The organism is Xanthobacter variabilis, assembly GCF_043831965.2.
In the GTDB taxonomy this organism is placed as follows: Bacteria; Pseudomonadota; Alphaproteobacteria; order Rhizobiales; family Xanthobacteraceae; genus Xanthobacter.
On record NZ_CM195533.1, the window covers coordinates 3,665,615 to 3,686,091 of the forward strand.

15 protein-coding genes are annotated in these 20,477 nt (G+C 65.5%); 5 read left to right on the forward strand and 10 right to left on the reverse strand.

Translation table 11 applies throughout. The features are described 5' to 3' along the window. Nucleotides 1-135 precede the first annotated feature (135 nt). Nucleotides 136-921: a proteasome-type protease gene (locus V5F26_RS16090; RefSeq protein WP_234050755.1), complete on the forward strand. Its 786-nt coding sequence runs from the start codon at nt 136-138 to the stop codon at nt 919-921. Nucleotides 922-981: 60 nt separating this feature from the next. On the opposite strand, the gene V5F26_RS16095 is transcribed toward V5F26_RS16090, so the two are convergent. The 6 genes from V5F26_RS16095 to ssb all read right to left on the reverse strand — a co-directional run bounded on the left by V5F26_RS16095 (nt 982) and on the right by ssb (nt 8,290). Beyond that, on the reverse strand, nt 982-1,437 hold the full coding sequence (locus V5F26_RS16095; RefSeq protein WP_394059344.1) for a peptidylprolyl isomerase: 456 nt from the start codon (nt 1,435-1,437) through the stop codon (nt 982-984). Nucleotides 1,438-1,594: 157 nt separating this feature from the next. After that, entirely contained in the window at nt 1,595-2,167 is a 573-nt protein-coding gene (locus V5F26_RS16100; protein ID WP_394059342.1) for a peptidylprolyl isomerase, read from the reverse strand. A 63-nt stretch (nt 2,168-2,230) separates the two neighbouring features. Further along, nucleotides 2,231-2,731: a pantetheine-phosphate adenylyltransferase gene (gene coaD, locus V5F26_RS16105; protein ID WP_394946462.1), complete on the reverse strand. Its 501-nt coding sequence runs from the start codon at nt 2,729-2,731 to the stop codon at nt 2,231-2,233. 1,310 nt (nt 2,732-4,041) lie between these two features. After that, on the reverse strand, nt 4,042-4,653 hold the full coding sequence (locus V5F26_RS16110) for a LysE family translocator (protein WP_394946463.1): 612 nt from the start codon (nt 4,651-4,653) through the stop codon (nt 4,042-4,044). Continuing rightward, nucleotides 4,650-7,403 carry a DNA gyrase subunit A gene (gene gyrA, locus V5F26_RS16115; protein ID WP_394946464.1) on the reverse strand — a complete coding sequence of 918 codons (2,754 nt, stop codon included), beginning with the start codon at nt 7,401-7,403 and terminating at the stop codon, nt 4,650-4,652. The genes V5F26_RS16110 and gyrA overlap by 4 nt, the downstream gene beginning before the upstream one ends. Nucleotides 7,404-7,750: 347 nt before the next feature. After that, entirely contained in the window at nt 7,751-8,290 is a 540-nt protein-coding gene (gene ssb, locus V5F26_RS16120; RefSeq protein WP_394059334.1) for a single-stranded DNA-binding protein, read from the reverse strand. Between the two features lie 520 nt (nt 8,291-8,810). On the opposite strand from ssb, the gene uvrA reads away from it, so the two are divergent. From uvrA to V5F26_RS16140, 4 genes are all read left to right on the forward strand, one after another. Further along, nucleotides 8,811-11,924, forward strand: coding sequence for an excinuclease ABC subunit UvrA (gene uvrA / locus V5F26_RS16125; protein WP_394946465.1), 3,114 nt, complete (start codon nt 8,811-8,813; stop codon nt 11,922-11,924). Nucleotides 11,925-13,053: 1,129 nt separating this feature from the next. Beyond that, nucleotides 13,054-13,218 (forward strand): DUF1127 domain-containing protein, encoded by a 165-nt coding sequence (locus V5F26_RS16130; RefSeq protein ID WP_234050763.1) that lies wholly within the window; start codon nt 13,054-13,056, stop codon nt 13,216-13,218. Nucleotides 13,219-13,458: 240 nt separating this feature from the next. Beyond that, a complete protein-coding gene (gene trmFO, locus V5F26_RS16135) occupies nt 13,459-14,859 on the forward strand; it encodes a methylenetetrahydrofolate--tRNA-(uracil(54)-C(5))-methyltransferase (FADH(2)-oxidizing) TrmFO (RefSeq protein ID WP_394059330.1) in 1,401 nt (466 codons plus the stop codon). A gap of 9 nt (nt 14,860-14,868) precedes the next feature. After that, on the forward strand, nt 14,869-15,972 hold the full coding sequence (locus V5F26_RS16140; RefSeq protein ID WP_394946466.1) for a serine/threonine protein kinase: 1,104 nt from the start codon (nt 14,869-14,871) through the stop codon (nt 15,970-15,972). Between the two features lie 406 nt (nt 15,973-16,378). Here V5F26_RS16140 and V5F26_RS16145 read toward each other — a convergent pair whose 3' ends face one another. From V5F26_RS16145 to secD, 4 genes are all read right to left on the reverse strand, one after another. Then, nucleotides 16,379-17,287, reverse strand: a complete 909-nt coding sequence (locus tag V5F26_RS16145) for a phytoene/squalene synthase family protein (protein WP_394946467.1) — start codon at nt 17,285-17,287, stop codon at nt 16,379-16,381. 78 nt (nt 17,288-17,365) lie between these two features. Then, on the reverse strand, nt 17,366-17,746 hold the full coding sequence (locus V5F26_RS16150; protein WP_234050767.1) for an Mth938-like domain-containing protein: 381 nt from the start codon (nt 17,744-17,746) through the stop codon (nt 17,366-17,368). Nucleotides 17,747-17,750: 4 nt separating this feature from the next. Further along, nucleotides 17,751-18,842, reverse strand: a complete 1,092-nt coding sequence (secF, locus tag V5F26_RS16155) for a protein translocase subunit SecF (protein ID WP_394059323.1) — start codon at nt 18,840-18,842, stop codon at nt 17,751-17,753. A 13-nt stretch (nt 18,843-18,855) separates the two neighbouring features. Next, the gene (gene secD / locus V5F26_RS16160) at nt 18,856-20,463 is read right to left on the reverse strand and encodes a protein translocase subunit SecD (RefSeq protein WP_234050769.1); all 1,608 of its coding nucleotides are present in this window, start codon (nt 20,461-20,463) and stop codon (nt 18,856-18,858) included. Between the last annotated feature and the right edge of the window lie 14 nt (nt 20,464-20,477).

The following is a 20,477-nucleotide window of genomic DNA, read 5'->3' on the forward strand; positions in this document are numbered from 1 at the left end:
ATTCCGCGCGGATCGAAGGTACCGTTGGCAGGAACGCCACACCCCTGAACCGAATGCCATTTCTCCCTCTGCCCCACGTTGCGGGACGGGAGGCGCCGTCGCTATAGTCGCCGCTCCCGCAATGAGGGGGTGCAAATGACGTATTGTTGTGGAGTTCTCGTGCGCGACGGTCTGGTGCTGATCGCCGACACCCGGACCAATGCGGGACTCGACAACATCTCCACCTTCCGCAAGCTCCAGATCTTCGAGGAGCCGGGACGCCACGTCATCGGCATCGCCTCCGCCGGCAACCTCTCGGTCACCCAGTCGGTCATCAGCCTGCTGAACGAGGGTGTGGAGGACGCGGAAACCGGCGAGCGCCACCAGCTGCGCGAGGCGCGCACCATGTTCCAGGCGGCGCAGCTCGTGGGCCGCGCCATCCGCCAGGTGCACCACATGAACGGCCTCGTGATGGAGCAGTCGAGCACCATCAATTTCGAGGTGTCGTTCCTGCTGGGCGGCCAGATCGCCGGCGGGCCCATGCGCCTCTATATGATCTATTCCGCCGGCAACTTCATCGAGTGCACGCAGGACACGCCCTTCCTCCAGATCGGCGAGCATAAATACGGCAAGCCCGTGCTCGATCGCGCCGTGACCTACGAGATGGAGATTGCGGACGCGCTCAAGACCAGCCTCATTTCCATGGATTCGACCATGCGCTCGAATCTCGGCGTGGGGCTGCCCATCGACGTTCTGGTGGTATGCCCCGACAAGCTCCAGGCCGAGCTGAAATATCGCATCGAGCCCGGCGAGCCCTACTTCCATGATCTGCGCGAACGCTGGTCGGCCGCCCTGCGCGCCGCCCACAGCTCCATTCCGCGCCCGCCCTACCTGAAGGCCGTGCAGACCTACGTGCCGCCCAAGCCCGACGACGAGGCCTGAGCGACCAACAAAAAAGGGCGCCCCTGCGGGCGCCCTTTTCGTTTCGGCCACGAAAGCCGATCAGGCCTTGGCCTCGAGCTTGGCGGAAACGATCTTGTCGGGATCCTTCACCGGCTCGCCGCGCTTGATCTTATCCACATTCTCCATGCCCGAGATCACCTCGCCCCACACGGTGTACTGGCCGTCCAGGAAGCGGGCGTCGGCGAAGCAGATGAAGAACTGGCTGTCGCCGGAATCGGGGTTCTGGGCGCGGGCCATGGAAACGGTGCCGCGCTTGTGCGGCAGGGCATTGAACTCAGCCTTCAGCTTCTTGCCCGAGCCGCCCATGCCGGTGCCGGTGGGATCGCCGGTCTGGGCCATGAAGCCCTCGATGACGCGATGGAACGGCACGCCGTTGTAGAAGCCCTCGGACACCAGCTCCTTGATGCGGGCCACGTGGCCGGGGGCGGCATCGGGACGGAGGGCGATGGTCACAGGCCCCTGGGTGGTCTCGAGGACCAGGATCTCTTCACTCATGGGATTGTCCTTTCGGAGCGTGGCGGGGGCGCGAGGCCGCCGCGCGGGGATTTCACTACAGGTGGGCGCGTTTTCAGAGCATGAAACGGCGCGCCGCGAGCGATTCTCCGCCACCCGTGCCCAAGCGGGCCGTGGCGGAGAAGAGGCGCTCATGCTCTCACTTGGCGTCCTTGACGTCGGCGGCCACCTGCATCTTCACGATGCGATCGGGATTGGTCACCGTGCCATTCGCGGCGGCGGAGCCCTTCTTGATCTTGTCGATATACTGCATGCCCGACACCACCTCGCCGACGACCGTGTACTGGCCGTTCAGGCTCGGGGTTTCGTCCAGCATGATGAAGAACTGCGAGTTCGCGCTGTTGGGGCTGGAGGCGCGCGCCATGCCCACAACGCCGCGCTTGAACGGCACGTTGGAAAACTCCGCCGGAAGGTTCGGATATTTGGAACCGCCGGTGCCGTTGCCATACTGGCCGTCGCCGGTCTGGGCCATGAAGCCGTCAATGACGCGGTGGAACGGAACGTTGTTGTAGAAGCCCTCGCGGCTGAGCTGCTTCAGGCGCTCCACATGCTTGGGGGCGAGATCGGGCCGCAGCGCGATCACCACCCGGCCGTAGGGGGTGTCGAGATAAAGCGTGTTCTGCGGGTCGCTCTTCGGCTGGGCCGCCGCCGGCAGGGCGAAGGCGAGCGCGATGAGAAGTCCGGCGCAGACACGGCCGATTGCTCGCAGCATGAGGTTCTCCTCGGAAATGCCCCCCACGGGGGGCGAAACGAAAGCGGGATCCGCGATGGCAGCTCAGCGCCGGAAGCGCGTCTTCAGGCGCTCCAGCACCGGCGCCGGAACGAAAGCGGAGACATCCCCGCCCATGGCCGCGATTTGCCGCACGAGCGTGGCGGTGATGGGGCGGACCGAGGGGGAAGCCGGCAGGAAAACGGTTTGGATGGCCGGCGCCATGGCGGCATTCATGCCGGCCATCTGCATCTCATAGTCGAGATCCGTGCCATCACGCAGCCCGCGGATAAGCAAGCTCGCCCCCACATCCCGCGCGGTATTGACGATGAGCCCGTCGAAGGTGATCGCCTCGATGGTGGCATTCTCCTCGGCCGCCACCGGCGCGCACACCTCGGTGAGCATGGCCAGGCGCTCTTCCGCCGAAAAAAGAGGTGCCTTGCCGGGATGCACGCCAACGGCGAGCACCAGCCGATCGGACAGGCGGCATGCCGCGCGCACCACGTCCAGATGGCCGTTGGTGAGCGGATCGAACGAGCCGCCATAAATGGCCGTACGGGGCTTCATGCGCCCTCCCCTGTTCCTGCCCTGCGGATGAGGCCACGATCTGCGTCGACCGCGCGTGACCTTCGCTGCGGAAGGGTTAGCCGCCCCCGCCGGCCAGCGCAACCGGGGCCGTTGGCCGCGCCGCGCTCGCACCCCGTTTCAAGACCCATCCCGGAGCAGACCTGCCTCCGCCGCCTACGCCGCCCTGCGGCGATTCATCAGCCGAACGCCGCCACGCAACGGCCTGGATTGTCACGGACGGTCAAACCCCGCCAGCCGCTCATTGTTGAGCCCGATCATGACCCATCCGCTGCAAAGGACCTCGGCCGCACATCGGCCGCCTGCAACGGGTTGTGCCCCTCTCGACCACACGGCCCCTCATCCCGCAAAAGCTCGCCCCGGACCGAGCCGCGCCCTCAAGCCCGTCAATCCCCCTCCGCGCAGGTCCCGCGGCGCCACGCACGCTCCCCATCACCACACCGACGTGTTGGGCCGCCCGCCGAGCCGCGCAATGCTCCTCGCGACCGGCAGTCGCCCGACCATGCGCAGGGCGCGCGACACGCCTCACCGGCTGTATTGGGGGCGCGATGAGGTCTCGCTCTGGTCAACACAGGCGGAAGACTCTCCGGAGACAACTGGGGTGGCAACCGTTCTCCACCCCGGTCTCACCCTCTGACGTTGCCCATCCTGGCCGCTCTATGTCCGATCGACATTTAAGACGCACGGTTTGCGGGGGCTCGTTCCCTCTCCCGCCTGCGGAGCAGAGTGAAAGAGGGGGCAGGACCGCCTGTGCCGGAACGGCCTGGGCCGGAACCGCCGCAGTGTGCAGCGACAGGAGCGTCAAGACTTTTGAGATGTTCGGGGCGTTGCCCTTCGCCTCGCCGACGGGGCCACCTTCCCAGCGTTTTGCCCTCGACCTCTCCCCAGCAAACGGGAGAGGACGCCGCCCCATGAGGAATACGGCGGCGGTGGCATATCGGCTGCGCCACACGCGCTGAAGTCGATCGGGCCTGAACCAAAGCGGCCACCCTGCCTCATCACGCGCCACGGCGCGGCAACGCCTTCCGCGCTAAAAACGACGGTGCTTCAAAGCAACGCAAAGCTAGATCGCGGAGAGGAGCCGGCCAATCGTTGTCCAGGAACATGCCCCGCTAACCTGGAGCCGCACGATGTTCTCAGGCCCATCACGCGCGACTTCGACCGGCATCCAGCGTGTGCAGGCGTCGGCAATCCGGATCATTCCCCCCTCATCCGCGAACGGGAAAATCCTTCATTTTATTGATTAACGCACCTTCCTCGCGCGAAGCCGCGTCCACTTCGCTCGAAGAGCTCTAACGGCGCCCGGCCGCCAGCAGCACAGCTGCGCCGCCCACCAGAATGCCGGCCGACACCCGATCCGCGATCTGCGCGAAGCGGCCAGAAAGGGCAGCACGAGCGCGATCCGCAGCCAGCGCCCACAGCACGTCGCCGACCAGGGCCACCGCCGCAAAAACGAAAGCCAGCACCGCGATCTGCGCCAGCGGCTGCTCTGTATCCGTCACAAACTGCGGCAGGAACGCCGCATGGAACAAAAGCGTCTTGGGATTGGCAAACGCCACCGCCAGTCCACGCCCGAACGCGGCATGGGCGGATGGGGCCGACGTCGCCGGCCCGGCCCCCGCGCTGCGCCACTGACGGATGGCCAGCCACACCAGATAACCCGCCCCCACATAGCGAACCAAGTCGAAATGATGGGAGAAGGCTTCAACCAGGTACGCGAGCCCCGCCGCCACCACCGCCAGTTGGGCCACCAGCCCGACATTGACGCCAGCGGCGGTCAGGATGCCCGCCCGACTGCCGTATCTCAGGCTGGTTCCGACGATGAGAGCCACATTCGGCCCGGGCGTCGCCGCAAGGGCAACGCACGCGAGCACGAACAAGGCCAAGCTCTCCAGCGGAATCATTCCTCCTGCGCCCCGCTCTCGTCGTCGCCAGCATCGTCCGCGACATCGTCGCCGGCGGTATCCTCGCTGATGTGCTCCACCGAAACCACGCGCTCGCCATCCGCCGTGTTGAAGACGATGACGCCCTGGCTGGCGCGCCCAACGATGCGGATGCCATCCACCGGGCACCGGATCAACTGGCCGCCATCGGTGACCAGCATGATCTGGTCCGGATCCTCGACCGGGAAGGATGCCACCAACCGGCCGTTGCGCTCGTTCACCGCCATGGCGACGATGCCCTTGCCACCGCGGCCGGTCACCCGATACTCGAAGGAAGACGTGCGCTTGCCGTAGCCGTTCTCCGACACCGTCAGGATGAACTGCTCCGCCTCGCTCATCTCCACATACCGGTCCTGGCCCAGCTGCCCGACGCTGCTTCCGTCCTCGTCCATGTCAGTCTCGGCCGCATCGCCGGCCTCGCCGCGCAGAGCCCGGCGCATCTTGATATAGGCCAAGCGCTCCTCGGCACTCGCCTCCACATGGCGGATGATGGCCATGGAAATGATGGTGTCGTCATCCTCCAGGCGAATGCCGCGCACGCCGACGCTGTCGCGCCCCTTGAACACGCGCACGTCCGTCACAGGGAAGCGAATGCAGGCTCCGCCCGCCGTGGTCAGCAGCACGTCATCGTCTTCCGTGCACAGCCCCACATCGGCTATGGCCTCGCCCTCGCCCAGCTTCATGGCGATCTTGCCGTTGCGGTTGACCTGCGCGAAATCCGAAAGCGCGTTCCGGCGCACCGTCCCGGAGGTGGTGGCGAACATGATCTGCAGGCGCGCATTCTCCGCCTCGTCCTCAGGCAGCAGCACCACCGAGGTGATCCGCTCATCGGATTCGAGCGGGAGGATGTTGACTAGTGCCTTGCCGCGCCCCTGCGGCGCCGCCGCCGGCAGGCGCCACACCTTCAGCTTGTACACCTGCCCCTTGGACGAGAAGAACAGAACCGGCGCATGGGTGGATGCGACGAACAGGCGGGTAACGAAATCCTCGTCCCGCGTCTGCATGGCCGAACGGCCCTTGCCGCCACGCCGCTGCGCCCGGTAGGTGCTGAGCGGCACCCGCTTGATGTAGCCGGCGTGGGAGACGGTGACCACCATCTCCTCGCGCTGAATCAGGTCTTCATCATCAAGATCGCCGAAGCCTTCCACGATCTCGGTGCGCCGGGGCGTGCCAAACTCAGCCTTGATGGCCAGCAGCTCGTCACGAATGATGCCGCGCATGCGCGAACGGCTCGCCAGAATGTCGAGATAATCGGCGATCTCTGCCGCCAGCTTGTCCAGCTCCTCCGCGATCTCATCCCGCCCCAGCGCGGTGAGCCGCTGCAGGCGCAGATCCAGGATAGCCCGTGCCTGCTCCAAAGAGAGCCGGTACGTCCCATCCTCATTCAGCTTGTGGCGCGGATCGGCGATCAGCGCGATCAGCGGCGCCATGTCCTTGGCGGGCCAGTCGCGCACCATCAGGGCTTCGCGCGCACTCGCCGGATCGGGCGCCGTACGGATGAGGCGGATGACCTCGTCGATGTTCGCAACGGCGATCGCCAGGCCCACGAGCACATGGGCGCGATCACGCGCCTTGCGCAGCAGGAACTTGGTCCGCCGCCGCACCACCTCCTCGCGGAAGGCGACAAAGGCGGTCAGCGTGTCATGGAGTGTCAGCACCCCCGGCTTGCCACCGGAAAGCGCAACCATGTTCACGCCAAACGACGTCTGCAGCAGGGTCTGACGGTACAGGTTGTTGAGCACCACGTCCGCCTGGGCGTCGCGCTTGATCTCGATGACCACACGCAGGCCGTCGCGGTCGCTCTCGTCGCGGATCTCGGAGATGCCCTCCACCCGCTTGTCCCGCACCAGCTCCGCGATCTTCTCGATCATCGTCGCCTTATTCACCTGGTACGGAATCTCAGTGACGATCAACGCCTCGCGGTCCTTGCGCAGGCTCTCAATCGCCACCTTCGCCCGCATCAGGATCGAGCCGCGGCCGGTGAGATAGGCTTGGCGAATACCCGTACGACCCAGGATAAGTCCGCCCGTGGGGAAGTCCGGCCCCGGCAGCAGCTCCAGCAGCGCCTCGGGCTCCAGGGACGGATCATCGATAAGCGCAACCGTCGCGTCGATGACTTCGCCGAGATTGTGAGGCGGGATATTGGTGGCCATGCCCACCGCGATGCCGCCGGCGCCGTTCACCAGAAGGTTCGGGAACTTGGCAGGAAGAACACACGGCTCGTGCTCCGTATTGTCGTAGTTCCCCTGGAAATCGACGGTGTCTTTGTCGAGATCGTCCAGCAGAGTGTTCGTAATCTTCTCGAGCCGCACCTCGGTATAGCGCATCGCCGCCGGTGCATCGCCGTCGACCGAGCCGAAATTACCCTGACCATCCACCAGCGGCACCCGCATGGCGAAATCCTGAGCCATGCGCACCAACGCATCATAGACCGACTGATCACCGTGCGGGTGATACTTACCGATCACATCACCCACCACGCGGGCAGACTTACGGTATTGCTTGTTCCACTCGTAGCCATTCTCGTGCATCGAGAACAGGATGCGGCGATGCACCGGCTTCAGACCATCGCGCACGTCGGGCAAAGCACGGGCGACGATCACGCTCATCGCGTAATCGAGATAGGAGCGCGAGAGTTCCTCGGTAATGGAAACCGGCGTGATATCCGAAGGCGGCTCGCTGCCGGGCTTCGGCGTCTCGGGATCGGCCAAAAGTCGACACTCTCATCGTGATTGGAACGATCGACTTTTAGCCGATTCATCGCCCCAACGCCAGCAAAACCCCCCAGAGACAATGATTTTTATATATTGAAAATCAACGCCTTAGATGGGAAGTGCCGCGCCACGACCAAACATTCCGGCGGTTTTGCGTCGAAACCGGCCTGACGCCGTGGACACAGAGTCCGGATCGACCCCTCCGGCGACATCCATCCTCATGGGGCAAGTGACAAGCACCGACCCGTTCCGACGCCACGTCCCGCCAATGCTTCCGCCGCAACGCGAAGTCCAAGGCGCACCCGCCTCCCCAGCCGCACGGCCTCGCGCCTCCGCACCGATCCTCAGAAGGGAATCTCATCATCCAGGTCGTTGGACGGACGCCCGCCGCCACTCGCCCCGCCCGCGGAGCCACCCGACCTACGGCCACCACTGGAACCGCCACCATAGCCACCGCCGCTATAGCCGCCTCCCATCGGGCTCTGCGATCCGAAATCGGAGCCGCCGCCGAAATCCTCGCTTGCCTCCCCGCCAGACCGACCGTCGAGCAAAGTCAGCTCCCCGCGGAACGGACGCAAGGTGACCTCAGTCACATAGACTTCGCGTCCGTCCTTCTCATATTTCCGGGTCTCGAGCTGCCCTTCGAGATAGACCTTCGAGCCCTTCTTCAAAAAACGTTCGGCCACGTTGATGAGATTTTCGTTGTAAATCGCGACCGTGTGCCATTCCGTCCGGTCCCGACGCTCGCCGCTTGCCTTGTCGCGCCAGCTCTCCGACGTCGCAATGCGCAGATTGCAGACACGCCCGCCGCTCTGGAATGAGCGGATCTCGGGATCGCGTCCCAGATTGCCGATCAGGATCACCTTATTGACGCTGCCGGCCATCACCCGCCTCCCCATTTCGCGCACCGCCCCTCGGGGCGTTCAATGCCGCGCACCCTATCCGCAGCGCGGACACATGCGAACCCCTCGCGGCGTTGTCCACCGCAAAGTCCGCCAGGGACGGCGAGACCGCACACCCAGCGGCCCAGGTGTTCCACTTATGTTCTAGCCTCCGCCATGCGCAGGAGCAAGGCGTTTTTTTTCGAAAGCCTCCCGGATTTTGACTCGCGCCGCCGCAAGGTTCTCGGTATGTTCTATTCATGGTGATATTCGGGATTTAGGGCGCGCGACGATGACGCGGAAGCGACGGGACCGTACTCCGGACTTAGATGCAACGAAGCCGGATGCCTCCAAGTGCGGCCTTGGCGCATCCTAAGCGCTATGCATGGCGGGGACTGGAAAGCATGGGCATCTTTCGCCATCATGCCGCCTTCCCGCGCTTGCACTTCCCTGCTGCAAGAGGCGGCAGCCTCCCTACCCCAAATGTGTCGCGCCGGCGTCAAAGCCGCGCGGGTTGGATTTCATGTCGGATCGCGCCTTTCCCCCCAGGGGCTCCGCCCCGCTTGCCACGCCTGCTTCGAAAACCAGTGGGCAGCCGGCCCAGCGGCGCGACGCCCGCGCCTTGTCCGTCCGGGGTGCGCGCGAGCACAATCTGAAAAACGTGGACTTGGAAGTTCCACGCGATGCGCTGGTGGTTTTCACCGGCCTGTCCGGTTCCGGCAAGAGCTCTCTCGCCTTTGATACCATCTATGCGGAAGGGCAGCGGCGGTATGTGGAGAGCCTCTCCGCTTATGCGCGCCAGTTTCTGGAGATGATGCAAAAGCCGGACGTGGACCAGATTGATGGCCTGTCGCCGGCGATCTCCATCGAGCAGAAGACCACCTCCAAGAATCCGCGCTCCACTGTGGGTACGGTGACTGAAATCTACGATTACATGCGTTTGCTGTGGGCGCGCACGGGCGTTCCCTACTCGCCGGCGACCGGACTGCCCATTGAGAGTCAGACGGTTTCGCAGATGGTGGACCGCGTGCTCGCCTTGCCCGAGGGCGCACGACTGTTCCTGCTCGCGCCGGTCGTCCGCGGACGCAAGGGCGAGTACCGCAAGGAACTTGCCGATTGGATGAAAAAGGGCTTCCAGCGCGTCAAGATCGACGGCACCTTCCATGAAATCGCGGACGCGCCCGCGCTAGACAAGAAGTTCAAGCACGACATCGACGTCGTGGTCGATCGGATCGTCGTCCGCCCGGATCTCGCACAGCGGCTTGCAGACAGTTTCGAGACCGCTCTCGGGCTGGCCGATGGAATTGCAGTGGCGGAATTCGCGGATGAAAAGGATGAGGCGGGTGCGCCGCGGCGCATTCTGTTCTCCGAGAAATTCGCCTGCCCCGTCTCGGGCTTCACCATTCCGGAAATCGAGCCTCGGCTTTTCTCCTTCAACAATCCGTTCGGCGCGTGCCCGGCCTGCGATGGGCTGGGCGTTGAGCAGACCATCGACGCCGATCTCGTGGTGCCGGACAGGATGCGCTCTCTGAAACAGGGAGCTATCGCGCCGTGGGCGAAGTCGACGTCCCCCTATTACGGGCAGACGCTGGACGCCCTCGCCAAGCATTACCATTTCAATCTTTCGGTTCCGTGGTGCGATCTCCCCGAGAAAGCGCGTGACGTCCTGCTCTACGGCTCGGACGGAGAGAAGATCGTCTTTTCTTATAATGACGGAATGCGGGCCTACGACACCGAGAAGGCCTTCGAAGGCGTGGTGCGCAACCTGGAGCGGCGCTGGAAGGAGACGGACAGCGACTGGGCCCGCGAGGAAATTTCCAAGTATTTCTCTACGGTTCCCTGCTCGGCCTGTGGCGGTTACCGGCTGAAACCCGAGGCGCTCGCGGTGAAGGTTGCCGGCAAGCATATCGGCGAGGTGGGCGAGCTCTCCGTGAAGGCTGCGGCCCGGTGGTTCGAGGCACTGCCGGCACAACTCACGCACAAGCAGAACGAGATTGCCGGACGCATTTTGAAGGAGATCCGCGAGCGGCTCAGCTTTCTGCTGGATGTCGGACTGGAATACCTCACGCTTGCGCGCTCATCGGGGACCCTGTCGGGCGGAGAAAGCCAGCGCATCCGCCTCGCCTCGCAGATCGGATCCGGCCTCACGGGCGTGCTCTACGTGCTCGACGAACCCTCCATCGGCCTGCACCAGCGCGACAACGCGCGCCTGCTCGACACGCTGAAGCACCTGCGCGATCTCGGCAACACGGTGATCGTGGTGGAGCATGACGAGGATGCAATTCTTGCAGCCGATTATGTGGTCGATGTCGGCCCCGGAGCAGGCATTCATGGCGGGCGGATCGTGGCGCAGGGAACGCCCGCGGAAATCCTTGCCGATCCGGCTTCGCTCACGGGGCGCTATCTCTCCGGCGCGCTGAGCGTGGGGGTGCCCGCGCGGCGCGCACCCAATCCTAAGCGCATGCTGCGCCTGGTGGGCGCGCGGGGTAACAACCTGAAGAATGTCACGGCGGAAATTCCGCTGGGCCTGTTCACGGCCATCACCGGGGTATCGGGTGGCGGTAAGTCCACTTTGCTGCTGGAAACGCTCTACAAGGCCGTGGCCCGCCGGCTCAACGGCGCCAGCGAGGCGCCGGCCCCGTTCGACCGACTGGAAGGGCTGGAGCACCTCGATAAGGTCATCGACATTGATCAGTCGCCCATCGGGCGGACGCCGCGCTCGAACCCGGCGACCTATACCGGTGCCTTCACGCCCATCCGCGAGTGGTTCGCCGGCCTGCCGGAGGCCAAGGCACGAGGCTATGGGGCGGGGCGCTTCTCGTTCAACGTGAAGGGGGGGCGCTGCGAGGCCTGCCAGGGCGACGGTGTTATCAAGATCGAGATGCACTTCCTGCCGGATGTTTATGTCACCTGCGATGTTTGCAAGGGCAAACGCTATAATCGCGAAACGCTTGAGGTGACATTCAGGAACAAGTCCATCGCCGATGTTCTCGACATGACGGTGGAAGAGGGGGCGCAGTTTTTCAAGGCAGTACCGTCGGTCCGCGAAAAACTGGAGACGCTGGAACGCGTCGGGCTTGATTATGTCAAGGTTGGCCAGCAGGCGACCACCCTTTCCGGTGGCGAGGCGCAGCGGGTGAAGCTCTCCAAGGAGCTGTCGCGCCGGGCGACGGGGCGCACGCTCTATATTCTGGACGAGCCCACCACCGGCCTGCATTTTCACGATGTGAAGAAGCTGCTGGAGGTGCTGCACGAGCTGGTCGAGCAGGGCAACACCGTAGTGGTGATCGAGCACAACCTCGAAGTCATCAAGACCGCCGACTGGGTCATCGATCTGGGGCCTGAGGGTGGCGATGGCGGCGGGGAGATCGTGGCGGCGGGCACGCCCGAAGCGGTGGCCGCCAACCCGCGCTCCCATACCGGGCATTTCCTGGCTGAAGTGCTGGCCCGCCGCCCCAATCCGGATACCGGAAAGGCGACCGGAAAGGCCAAGGGTGATAAGGCCTTAAAGGAAAAGGGCACAGCTCCAAGAGCGGATGAGGCCATCGAGGAGGACGCGCCGGCGCCCCTCGAAGACGTGGAGGCCAGCCCGCCCAAGGCGCGCGGACCTCGGCGGCGCGTGCGTCGTACGCCTTGAGGTGGGCCCTGCGGCGAGAGATGTTCATCCTCGACGGCGTGATAGGCGTTGATCGGGATTACGCGCAGCGCGCCAATCTGGCCCAGGGGTGATGCGCGTCACCCGGGCGCAGAAAGAGCAGACCGCCCAGAAATGTGAGCGGCCGGAGGCAAAAGTACAGCGGGCAGCTGGAGCATTTTCCGGCCCACGGAATCAGCGCCCCCCGGGACTGGCGGAATTGCCTCGCGCGAGCGCTATGCCAGTTCGCTCGCGGGCGCGGTCGGTCCGATGGGCATGCCCGAACCGGAGGGAGGATCGGGTTTGCCCAAAGGCACGGCGGGCGGCCAGCAGGGCAAAGGCTTCGACCAACGATTTCGGAGACTGTCGCCTCTCGGCCCGCGCGCCAGTGCTTGAGTCTTCAGAGGGTGGACGTCGGGATTAGGCTCCTCGACGTCACTCCTGAGGCATCCGCGTGAGTGACCTTTTGACCGGCGCCCCAGCCGATGTCAGTCAATCTGGCCGCAAACCGCGGGTTCATCGAAGGTGCTGCCCAGCACAACGGCCGCCCTGCGCGCCTCCGGACAGCCGGGACGATTTCAGGGCCGTCGCAGATCCGTTGCCACTGTACCGGGGCAACTATTCGCCCCACTGGCAGACAGTATCAGCGCTCAGCCATCTCAGGAGATGATGACCACGCCAGTGCCCCGCCTGCCGCGGGCCATCCGGATTCGAATGCGCTCCCCGAGGCGGCGGCCGCCCGCCCTTATGCCCCGTCGGAGCCCCCGTCGCACCCGTAATAGCGCCTCCCTGACCTCACGCCCGCAACCAGCAGAAGCCCTGAGCGCAACACACCATAGCCGCGGCGCCCCATGCCGGGCGTCATGCGCCGGTCACGGCGGAGGCGGCCATAGCAGCCACCCGCACACTGCCTACACGACAGGCACTACGCACATTTTTCAGCCGCATGTATCTGCAACTCATTGAAAAAACGAGGCTCACCCTCTGCGAGAACGGGCGGAGACTGCATGTGAGTTACGCAATGCTGCAATGCACATACCCCCATTTTACCCGGCGGCGGCTCCACCTATCTTGGCGTCAACAACGGGCGCGCTCCGCAGCGCCCCCTTCAAAAGCGTCAAGGAGTTGAATCATGTTTCTCTGGGGCCTTCTCGCGCGCCAGATCCGCCGTTGGCAGGTGTACAACCGCACCGTGAGCGAGCTGTCCGAGCTCGATGATCGCAGCTTGGCGGACATCAATGTGTCGCGCAGCGAAATTCGCTCGCTTGCTCGCGAAGCGGCCCTGCGCGCGGCCTGATCCGGCGCAACGTCCTTGCGAACTGTCCAAAATGGCCCCCTCCGGGGCCATTTTCGTTTCCGGCGACCTGCCGTGCGCGGAACGAACACGGGGTAAAGCGGCCCCGTGCGCCACCATCGGGCTTGAACGCTCGTTGATGCCTGTGGCACACACGCCGGTCTGCGCGCCTCCGCTACGACGGTTATTCCGCAACGGAATGGCATGCGCTCCCGTCCAGCCACGCAGAAGGAGAAGACGCGCATGGAAGCCGTTCACGTGATCGGCGCCGGGCTCGCCGGGTCCGAAGCCGCCTGGCAGCTGGCCCAGCGGGGCGTTCCCGTGGTGGTGCACGAGATGCGCCCCGTGCGCTCCACCGAGGCACACCAGACCGATGGGTGCGCCGAGCTGGTCTGCTCCAACTCCTTCCGTTCCGATGACGCGCAGGGCAACGCCGTGGGCGTTCTCCATGCGGAAATGCGGCGCGCCGGCTCACTCATTCTTTCGGCGGCGGACGCCCACCAGGTTCCGGCCGGCGGCGCGCTGGCGGTGGACCGCGACGGCTTCTCCCAGGCCGTCACCCGCGCACTCGCCGAGCACCCGCTCATCGAGATTCGGCGGGAAGAGATCGCCACCCTGCCGCCGGCGGAGTGGGACAAGGTCATCATCGCCACCGGCCCCCTGACCTCCGCGGATCTCGCGGCAGCGGTGCTGGAGAAGACCGGCGAGAATGCCCTCGCCTTCTTCGACGCCATCGCCCCCATTATCCATTTCGACAGCATCGACATGGACAAAGCCTGGTTCCAGTCGCGCTACGACAAGGAGGGCCCAGGCGGCACCGGCGCCGACTACATCAACTGCCCCCTCAGCGAGGAGCAGTACAACGCCTTCATCGATGCGCTGCTGGCCGGCGAAAAGGCGCCGCTGCGGGATTTCGAGCTGAAGACCCCCTATTTCGACGGCTGCCTGCCCATCGAGGTGATGGCGGAGCGCGGCCGGGAGACCCTGCGCTTCGGCCCCATGAAGCCCGTGGGCCTGACGAACCCCCACACGCCAGGGGTGAAGCCCTATGCGGTGGTGCAGCTGCGCCAGGATAACAAGCTCGGCACGCTTTATAATATGGTGGGCTTCCAGACGAAGCTGAAGCATGGCGAGCAGGTGCGCATCTTCCGCACCATTCCGGGGCTGGAGGGCGCCGAGTTCGCCCGCCTGGGCGGGCTGCATCGCAACACCTATCTCAATTCCCCCCGCCTGCTGGATAAGACCCTGTGCCTGAAGGCGGAGCCGCGCCTGCGCTTCGCCGGGCAGATCACCGGCTGCGAGGGCTATGTGGAAAGCGCCGCCGTCGGCCTCATCGCCGGCCGGTTCGCCGCCGCCGAGCGACACGGCGAAGCCCTGGTGCCGCCGCCCCCCACCACGGCGCTGGGAGCGCTGCTCGGCCACATCACCGGCGGCCATCTGGAAGCGGAAGGCGAGGGTCCGCGCTCGTTCCAGCCCATGAATGTCAATTTCGGCCTGTTCCCGCCGCTCACGGAGGCGCCGAAGGGCGAGGGGGGCAAGCGCCTGCGGGGCGCGGAAAAGACCCTTGCGAAGAAGAAGGCCCTGGCCGCCCGTGCCCTGGCCGATCTGGCCGTGTGGCTCGACACCACGGCCTCGGCGGCTTAAGAGGCGGACATGGCGCGCACCTCTCGTCCCGTTCCTCCCGTCGAATATGACGCCGACCCGTCCCGCTTCGCCGTGGACACGGTGCTGAAGCGCGACGTGTTCTCCACCGTGGAACGCGGCACCTGGACCGACGCCTCGGGCCAGGCCTGGCCCGCCGTGCGCCGGCGCTGGAACGAGGTTTCCCCCTGGCTCGCGCTGCTGGCCCGCCAGCTCGCGACCCACGAGGTGAAGGCCCTGGAGAAGGTGACGCGCACCGGTGTGACCACTCCGCTCCTGGCGGTTGGCCACCGCTTCCTGGTGCGTGGCTGGGTGGAGGGCGTGCCCCTGCAGATCGCACGCCCCACGGGCGACAGCCACTTCTTCCACTCCGCCCGCAAGGCGCTACACATTCTCCACTCCGCGGGCTATGTGCACAACGACCTTGCCAAGCAGCAGAATTGGCTGCGCGGAGCCGATGGCGAAGCCTGGCTCATGGATTTTCAGCTGGCCCTGCCCATCAGCCGTCGCTGGAAGATCGGCCGGGTGCTCGCTTACGAGGACCTGCGGCACCTGCTGAAGCACAAGCGCACCTATTGCCCGGACGAGCTCACGCCCCGCGAAAAGGCCATGCTCGCCAAGAAGAGCGTGCTCACCCGCGTATGGATGGCCACCGGCAAGAAGGTCTACCGCTTCGTGACGCGGCGGCTGCTGTCTTATTCAGATACCGAAGGTCGCGGTCCGCGCGTGACCCAGGTGGGCCCGCGCATTATCGCCACGCTGAAGACTCATCCCGCCGTGGCTGATGCCCACATGTCTGATTTCCAGACCCTCGGTGGAAAGGTCGGCCTCTACGCCTTTGTTGAGCCGCGCACCCCGGTAACTGTGGAGGACCTGCGCGCGCACCTCACCCGCGAGCTGCCGGACCGCCCCCATCTCGACCATCTCCAGATCGTCCCGGCTCTGCCGCGCGCCGAGGATGGGAGTGTGCGGGACGACCTGTTGCTGTTGATCGCACGCAATCAGATCGAGATGCTCGATGCGCTGGCCAGTTCCGCAGCGCAGCGCGACCAGGTGGCGGAGATCGCGCGCTCACGCCTGAACCTCACCGACCGCATCACCCGCCCCGCCGCCTGATCGTGGCCGCCGGGGCCAAAGTGCCCAGGATGCCACCGGCGAGGATCCACGTGATCAACTGGGCCCTGCAGCTGCAAGGCGATGCCTAGGCTTGGACTCGCTCGGCCTTAGGATCGCTCGACCTTCGAGAAATGCCCGCAGACACGAGACCCGTTCGCGCTCCCGCCTCTCCGGCCAACGCCAGGGCGCAGGCCAAGACCGCCTTTTTGTAGCAGAACTCGGCATTTAGGGCCGACTGGCTTGGGTCACCTTGAGCGTTGCCGTGGCCTCCCTCATCAGCGCCCTCCACCTCCGCCTTTTCAACGCTGCCCCCTGCAACCGGGAGCGGAGACCATGGCGGCCACAGCGGACCAGCGTCGCGGCGCGGCATAGGCGCTGCCAGGTGCGCGGAGACTCCGGCCCTGTCCTAGTCCACCTTCACCCACACCTTGCCGGCGGCCGCCTTCCGCGCCGCCCGCCAAAGGGCAAAGGTGCGCCACACCGGCGCCAGCCCCGGCACCTCGCGGAAGGGATGGCGCACCTGCGCAAGGGCCTTCAGGTCGCCCGACACCAGTGCCAGCGTAAGGTAGGGGGCCGCCAGTGCCTTGCGTGTCGCGGGATGCAGCGCGGACAAAGCCTGCCCCGCCTGCTTCAGATGATGGCGCGCCTCGGCGCGCAGATCTGCGAACACCGCACGCAGCTCTCGAGTATCTTTCCCACCCGCCGCCGCCTCGCGGTCGAGCCCATGTGCCGCAAGCATGTCCAGGGGCAGGAAGCACTGCCCACGGCTGGCATGGATGGGGAACGCGCGCATCAGGCCCGTGAGCGCGATGGCTACCCCGCCATGGCCCGACGCTTCCGCAGCGCCCGCCGCCGCGTCGCGGGCCAGAATCAAAGCGGACAGCTGCAGCAAAGCACCCGCCGTCTCCCCTGCGTACCCCTGCAGGTCCGCAAGGCTCGGCATGGCATCGTCGTAAAGATCAAAGATGCGCGCATCGATGAGGTTGATCAGGGACGCCCTGGGCAGGCCGAAGCGCTCGACCGTGTCGAGCAGCGCGAATGCGATGGGATGGCCCTCCACCGCCCCGCGCCCCTCTCCCTCGATCACCTCACGCCACCACGCGAGGCGCACCTCCCCCGGCAGCGCCTCCCGCACCAGCTCGCGCACCCGGGCCACGTCCAGGTTGAAGGCGTAGAGCGCCAGGAGGTGGCGGCGCACCGGCTCTGGCGCGAACAGGGCCGCAAGGAAGCGGTCGCGATCCTGCGCGCGCACGAGATCGGCGCAATGGGCATAGGCCGCTTCCAGGCGGTCAGTGGATGGAGCTTCGGCAGACATTGGCGTTGGATACGCCGAGAGCCCCTCGCCCGCCAAGGGACAAAGAAGGCGCACCGCCATCCTCTTCGCCGAAAGAGCTCAGAGCGCGACCAGCGCTGCCCCCACCGGGCGCCCCTCTTCCAGGAGCACATTATAGGTGGACGCCGCAGCCCCCGTGGGCATCAGCTCGAATCGCAGGCCCGCATCCCGCAACAGCTGCTTCAGCGGCTCTTTCAAATGGGCGGGGTCCCGCCCCGTGCCGATGAACAGAAGCTCGAATGCCCCCGCCTCCGCCAGGATGGGCGCGAGCGCTGCGGCATCGACATCCGACCAAGCAGCCGGCGCCCAGGGGCGCAGGCCGGAGGGCAAGGCCAGAAGCGAGCCGGCATGGGACATGCCGGCGAAATGGAAGAACTTCGGCCCGTAGCCGTCGATAGGCACCTGCCGCGGCAGGAAGGAGTCGTCCGGCCGCGCGGTCATGGCCTCACCTCTTCTTCTTGCCGCCTTTCGGCCCCTTGCCCGAGGCCTTCGCCACGCTCTTGGCGGGCACCGTGGCAGCGGAGGCCGGAGCGGACTTGCCCTCCACCACTTCCTCGGCCTCGATAAACTCGGCGGCCTCCTCCACGCTCAGCACGTCCTCAGGCCCAGCCTTGGCGGGCTCTTCGGCCTTCGGCTCAACCGTTCTGGAGCGCAACCCGAGATGGATGAGGATCGGCGCCGCCACAAAGATGGTGGAATAAGTGCCGATCACCACGCCCACCGTCATGGCCAGTGAGAAGCCCCGCAGCACCTCGCCTCCGAAGAAGTAGAGGGCGAGCGTTGCGAAGAAGGTGGTGACGGAAACGATGATGGTACGCGAGAAGGTTGCGTTCACCGCCGTATCGAGCAGCTCCGGCAACGGCATCTTCTTGTAGCGCCGCAGCATCTCACGAATACGATCATACACCACCACCGTATCATTGAGCGAATAGCCCATGATGGTGAGGATGGCCGCGATGGAGGTGAGATCGAAATCGATGCCCAGCAGCGAATAGATCATCAGCGTGACGAAGATGTCGTGCACCGTCGTCACGATGGCGCCCACCGCGAACTGCCACTCAAAGCGGAACCACAGATAGGCCAACACCGCCACCGCGCCGAGAATCATGGCGAGGATGGATTGGCGCACCAGCTCGGCCGAGACGCTCGGGCCCACCGATTCCACCCGGCGGATGGTGTAATCGGGACCGAGGGCGTTCTTCACCTCGTTCACGATGTTCTGCTGCGCCTGCTCGTTCTCGCCCACCTGGCCGAGACGGATCAGCACGTCCCGCGGCGAACCGAACTCCTGGATCTGAACATCACCGATTTCAATGTCGATGAGGTGTTCGCGCAGCGCGCCCACGTCGGCCGATCCCTGCGAGGTCTGCGCCTCGATGAGCGTGCCACCGCGGAAATCGATGCCGAGGTTGAAGCCCACCGTCGCGAACAGCACCACCGCGAACACGGAAATGGCTGCCGAGAAGGGGAAGCTGAAACGGCGCAGCTTCATGAACCCGATATGGGTGTGCGCCGGAATGTAGTCGATCAAAGGCATGAGCGGCGCACCTTCAGATGGGCAGCTTGGCCGGACGCTGCCACTTCACCCACCAGGCAATCATCAGGCGGGTGAGGGTGTAGGCCGTGAACATGGTGGTGAGCAGACCGAGGATATAGGTGACGGCAAAGCCGCGCACCGGTCCCGACCCACCCATGAGGAAGAGGATGACCGCCGTCGCAAGGGACGTGACGTTGGCATCCAGGATGGTGCCGAGCGCGTTCACGAAGCCCTTGTCGATGGCGGAAATCGCAGCCCGCCCTTCGCGGGCCTCGTCGCGGATGCGCTCGAAGATCACGACGTTGGAGTCCACCGCCATGCCGATGGTGAGCACCACGCCGGCGATGCCGGGCAGGGTCAGCGTCGCGCCCAGCAGCGACTGAAGCGCGAACATCAAGGTCACGTGCACGGCGAGCGCCACCAGGGCGAACCCGCCGAACAGGCCGTAGACCGCGATCATAAACACCGCCACGAGGCCCGTCGCCACATAAGCAGCGACCTTGCCGGCCTCGATGGAATCGGCACCGAGGCTCGGGCCCACCGTGCGCTCTTCCACCACCTTCAGCGGCGCGGGCAGAGCACCCGCGCGCAGCAGAATGGCGAGGTCATTGGCCTGCTGCACCGTGAACGAGCCGGAAATCTGGCCGGATCCACCCAAAATGGGCTCACGGATCACCGGCGCCGAGATCACCTGATTATCGAGCACGATGGCAAACGGACGGCCCACCGCATCCTGGGTGGTCGCGGCGAAGCGCCGGGCGCCGTTGGAATTGAAGCGGAAGGAGACGATGGGTTCGCGGTTCTGCGGGTCGAAGCCCGGCTGGGCATCCACCAGATCCTCACCGGAAACACGGACCTGCTTTTCCACAAGATACGGCCGGCCATCCTGGCCATAGAGCAGGTCCGACTCGGGCGGCGCGCGCCCTTCCAGCGCCTGCTCCGGCGACATGGACTGGTCGACCATGCGGAAGGAGAGCTTGGCCGTCTGGCCGAGCAGCGCCTTTAGCCGCTGCGGATCCTGCAGACCCGGGACCTGCACCAGGATGCGATTGAGACCCTGGCGCTGAATGTTGGGCTCCACCGTGCCGAGCTGGTCGATACGGCGGCGAATGATCTCAATGGACTGATCGACGGCCGAGCGCATGCGCGCATCCAGGCCCGCCTGGGTCAGCTGCAGCGTGATGGCGCCCTCGCTGCCGGAGGACACGGTCAGGTCCATCTCGCCGCTGCTGCCGCCGAACACCGCATTGGTGACCGGCGCCGCAAGCTTGCGCAGCTCCGCCAGCGCCTTCTCCATGTCGGCGGGGTCGCGCAGACGCAGGGAAATGGTGGTGTCGCGGACGGCGAGGTTGCTGTAGCCGATCTTTTGATCGCGCAGCACACGCCGCACTTCGTCGCGCACCTGCTCGGCGCGCTCCTTGCGCAGCGCGTCGCCGTCCACTTCCAGCAGGATGTGGGAGCCGCCCTGGAGGTCGAGGCCGAGGGTCACCCGGCTCGACGCCAGCCATGTGGGCAGATGCGAAAGCACGCTCTGCGGCAGCACATTGGGCAGCGCGAACAGGATGCCGAGGGCGACCGTGATGAGGATCGCCGCCGTTTTGAGTCGAGAGAAGTGCAGCATGTCGCGCGATCTAA

What these genes read in the sequence shown, in the direction of transcription:
- V5F26_RS16090 (WP_234050755.1), top strand. Translation starts at nt 136, where the DNA reads ATGACGTATTGTTGTGGAGTTCTCGTGCGCGACGGTCTGGTGCTGATC.
- V5F26_RS16095 (WP_394059344.1), bottom strand. Translation starts at nt 1,437, where the DNA reads ATGAGTGAAGAGATCCTGGTCCTCGAGACCACCCAGGGGCCTGTGACC.
- V5F26_RS16100 (WP_394059342.1), bottom strand. Translation starts at nt 2,167, where the DNA reads ATGCTGCGAGCAATCGGCCGTGTCTGCGCCGGACTTCTCATCGCGCTC.
- coaD (WP_394946462.1), bottom strand. Translation starts at nt 2,731, where the DNA reads ATGAAGCCCCGTACGGCCATTTATGGCGGCTCGTTCGATCCGCTCACC.
- V5F26_RS16110 (WP_394946463.1), bottom strand. Translation starts at nt 4,653, where the DNA reads ATGATTCCGCTGGAGAGCTTGGCCTTGTTCGTGCTCGCGTGCGTTGCC.
- ssb (WP_394059334.1), bottom strand. Translation starts at nt 8,290, where the DNA reads ATGGCCGGCAGCGTCAATAAGGTGATCCTGATCGGCAATCTGGGACGC.
- uvrA (WP_394946465.1), top strand. Translation starts at nt 8,811, where the DNA reads ATGTCGGATCGCGCCTTTCCCCCCAGGGGCTCCGCCCCGCTTGCCACG.
- V5F26_RS16130 (WP_234050763.1), top strand. Translation starts at nt 13,054, where the DNA reads ATGTTTCTCTGGGGCCTTCTCGCGCGCCAGATCCGCCGTTGGCAGGTG.
- trmFO (WP_394059330.1), top strand. Translation starts at nt 13,459, where the DNA reads ATGGAAGCCGTTCACGTGATCGGCGCCGGGCTCGCCGGGTCCGAAGCC.
- V5F26_RS16140 (WP_394946466.1), top strand. Translation starts at nt 14,869, where the DNA reads ATGGCGCGCACCTCTCGTCCCGTTCCTCCCGTCGAATATGACGCCGAC.
- V5F26_RS16145 (WP_394946467.1), bottom strand. Translation starts at nt 17,287, where the DNA reads ATGTCTGCCGAAGCTCCATCCACTGACCGCCTGGAAGCGGCCTATGCC.
- V5F26_RS16150 (WP_234050767.1), bottom strand. Translation starts at nt 17,746, where the DNA reads ATGACCGCGCGGCCGGACGACTCCTTCCTGCCGCGGCAGGTGCCTATC.
- secF (WP_394059323.1), bottom strand. Translation starts at nt 18,842, where the DNA reads ATGCCTTTGATCGACTACATTCCGGCGCACACCCATATCGGGTTCATG.
- secD (WP_234050769.1), bottom strand. Translation starts at nt 20,463, where the DNA reads ATGCTGCACTTCTCTCGACTCAAAACGGCGGCGATCCTCATCACGGTC.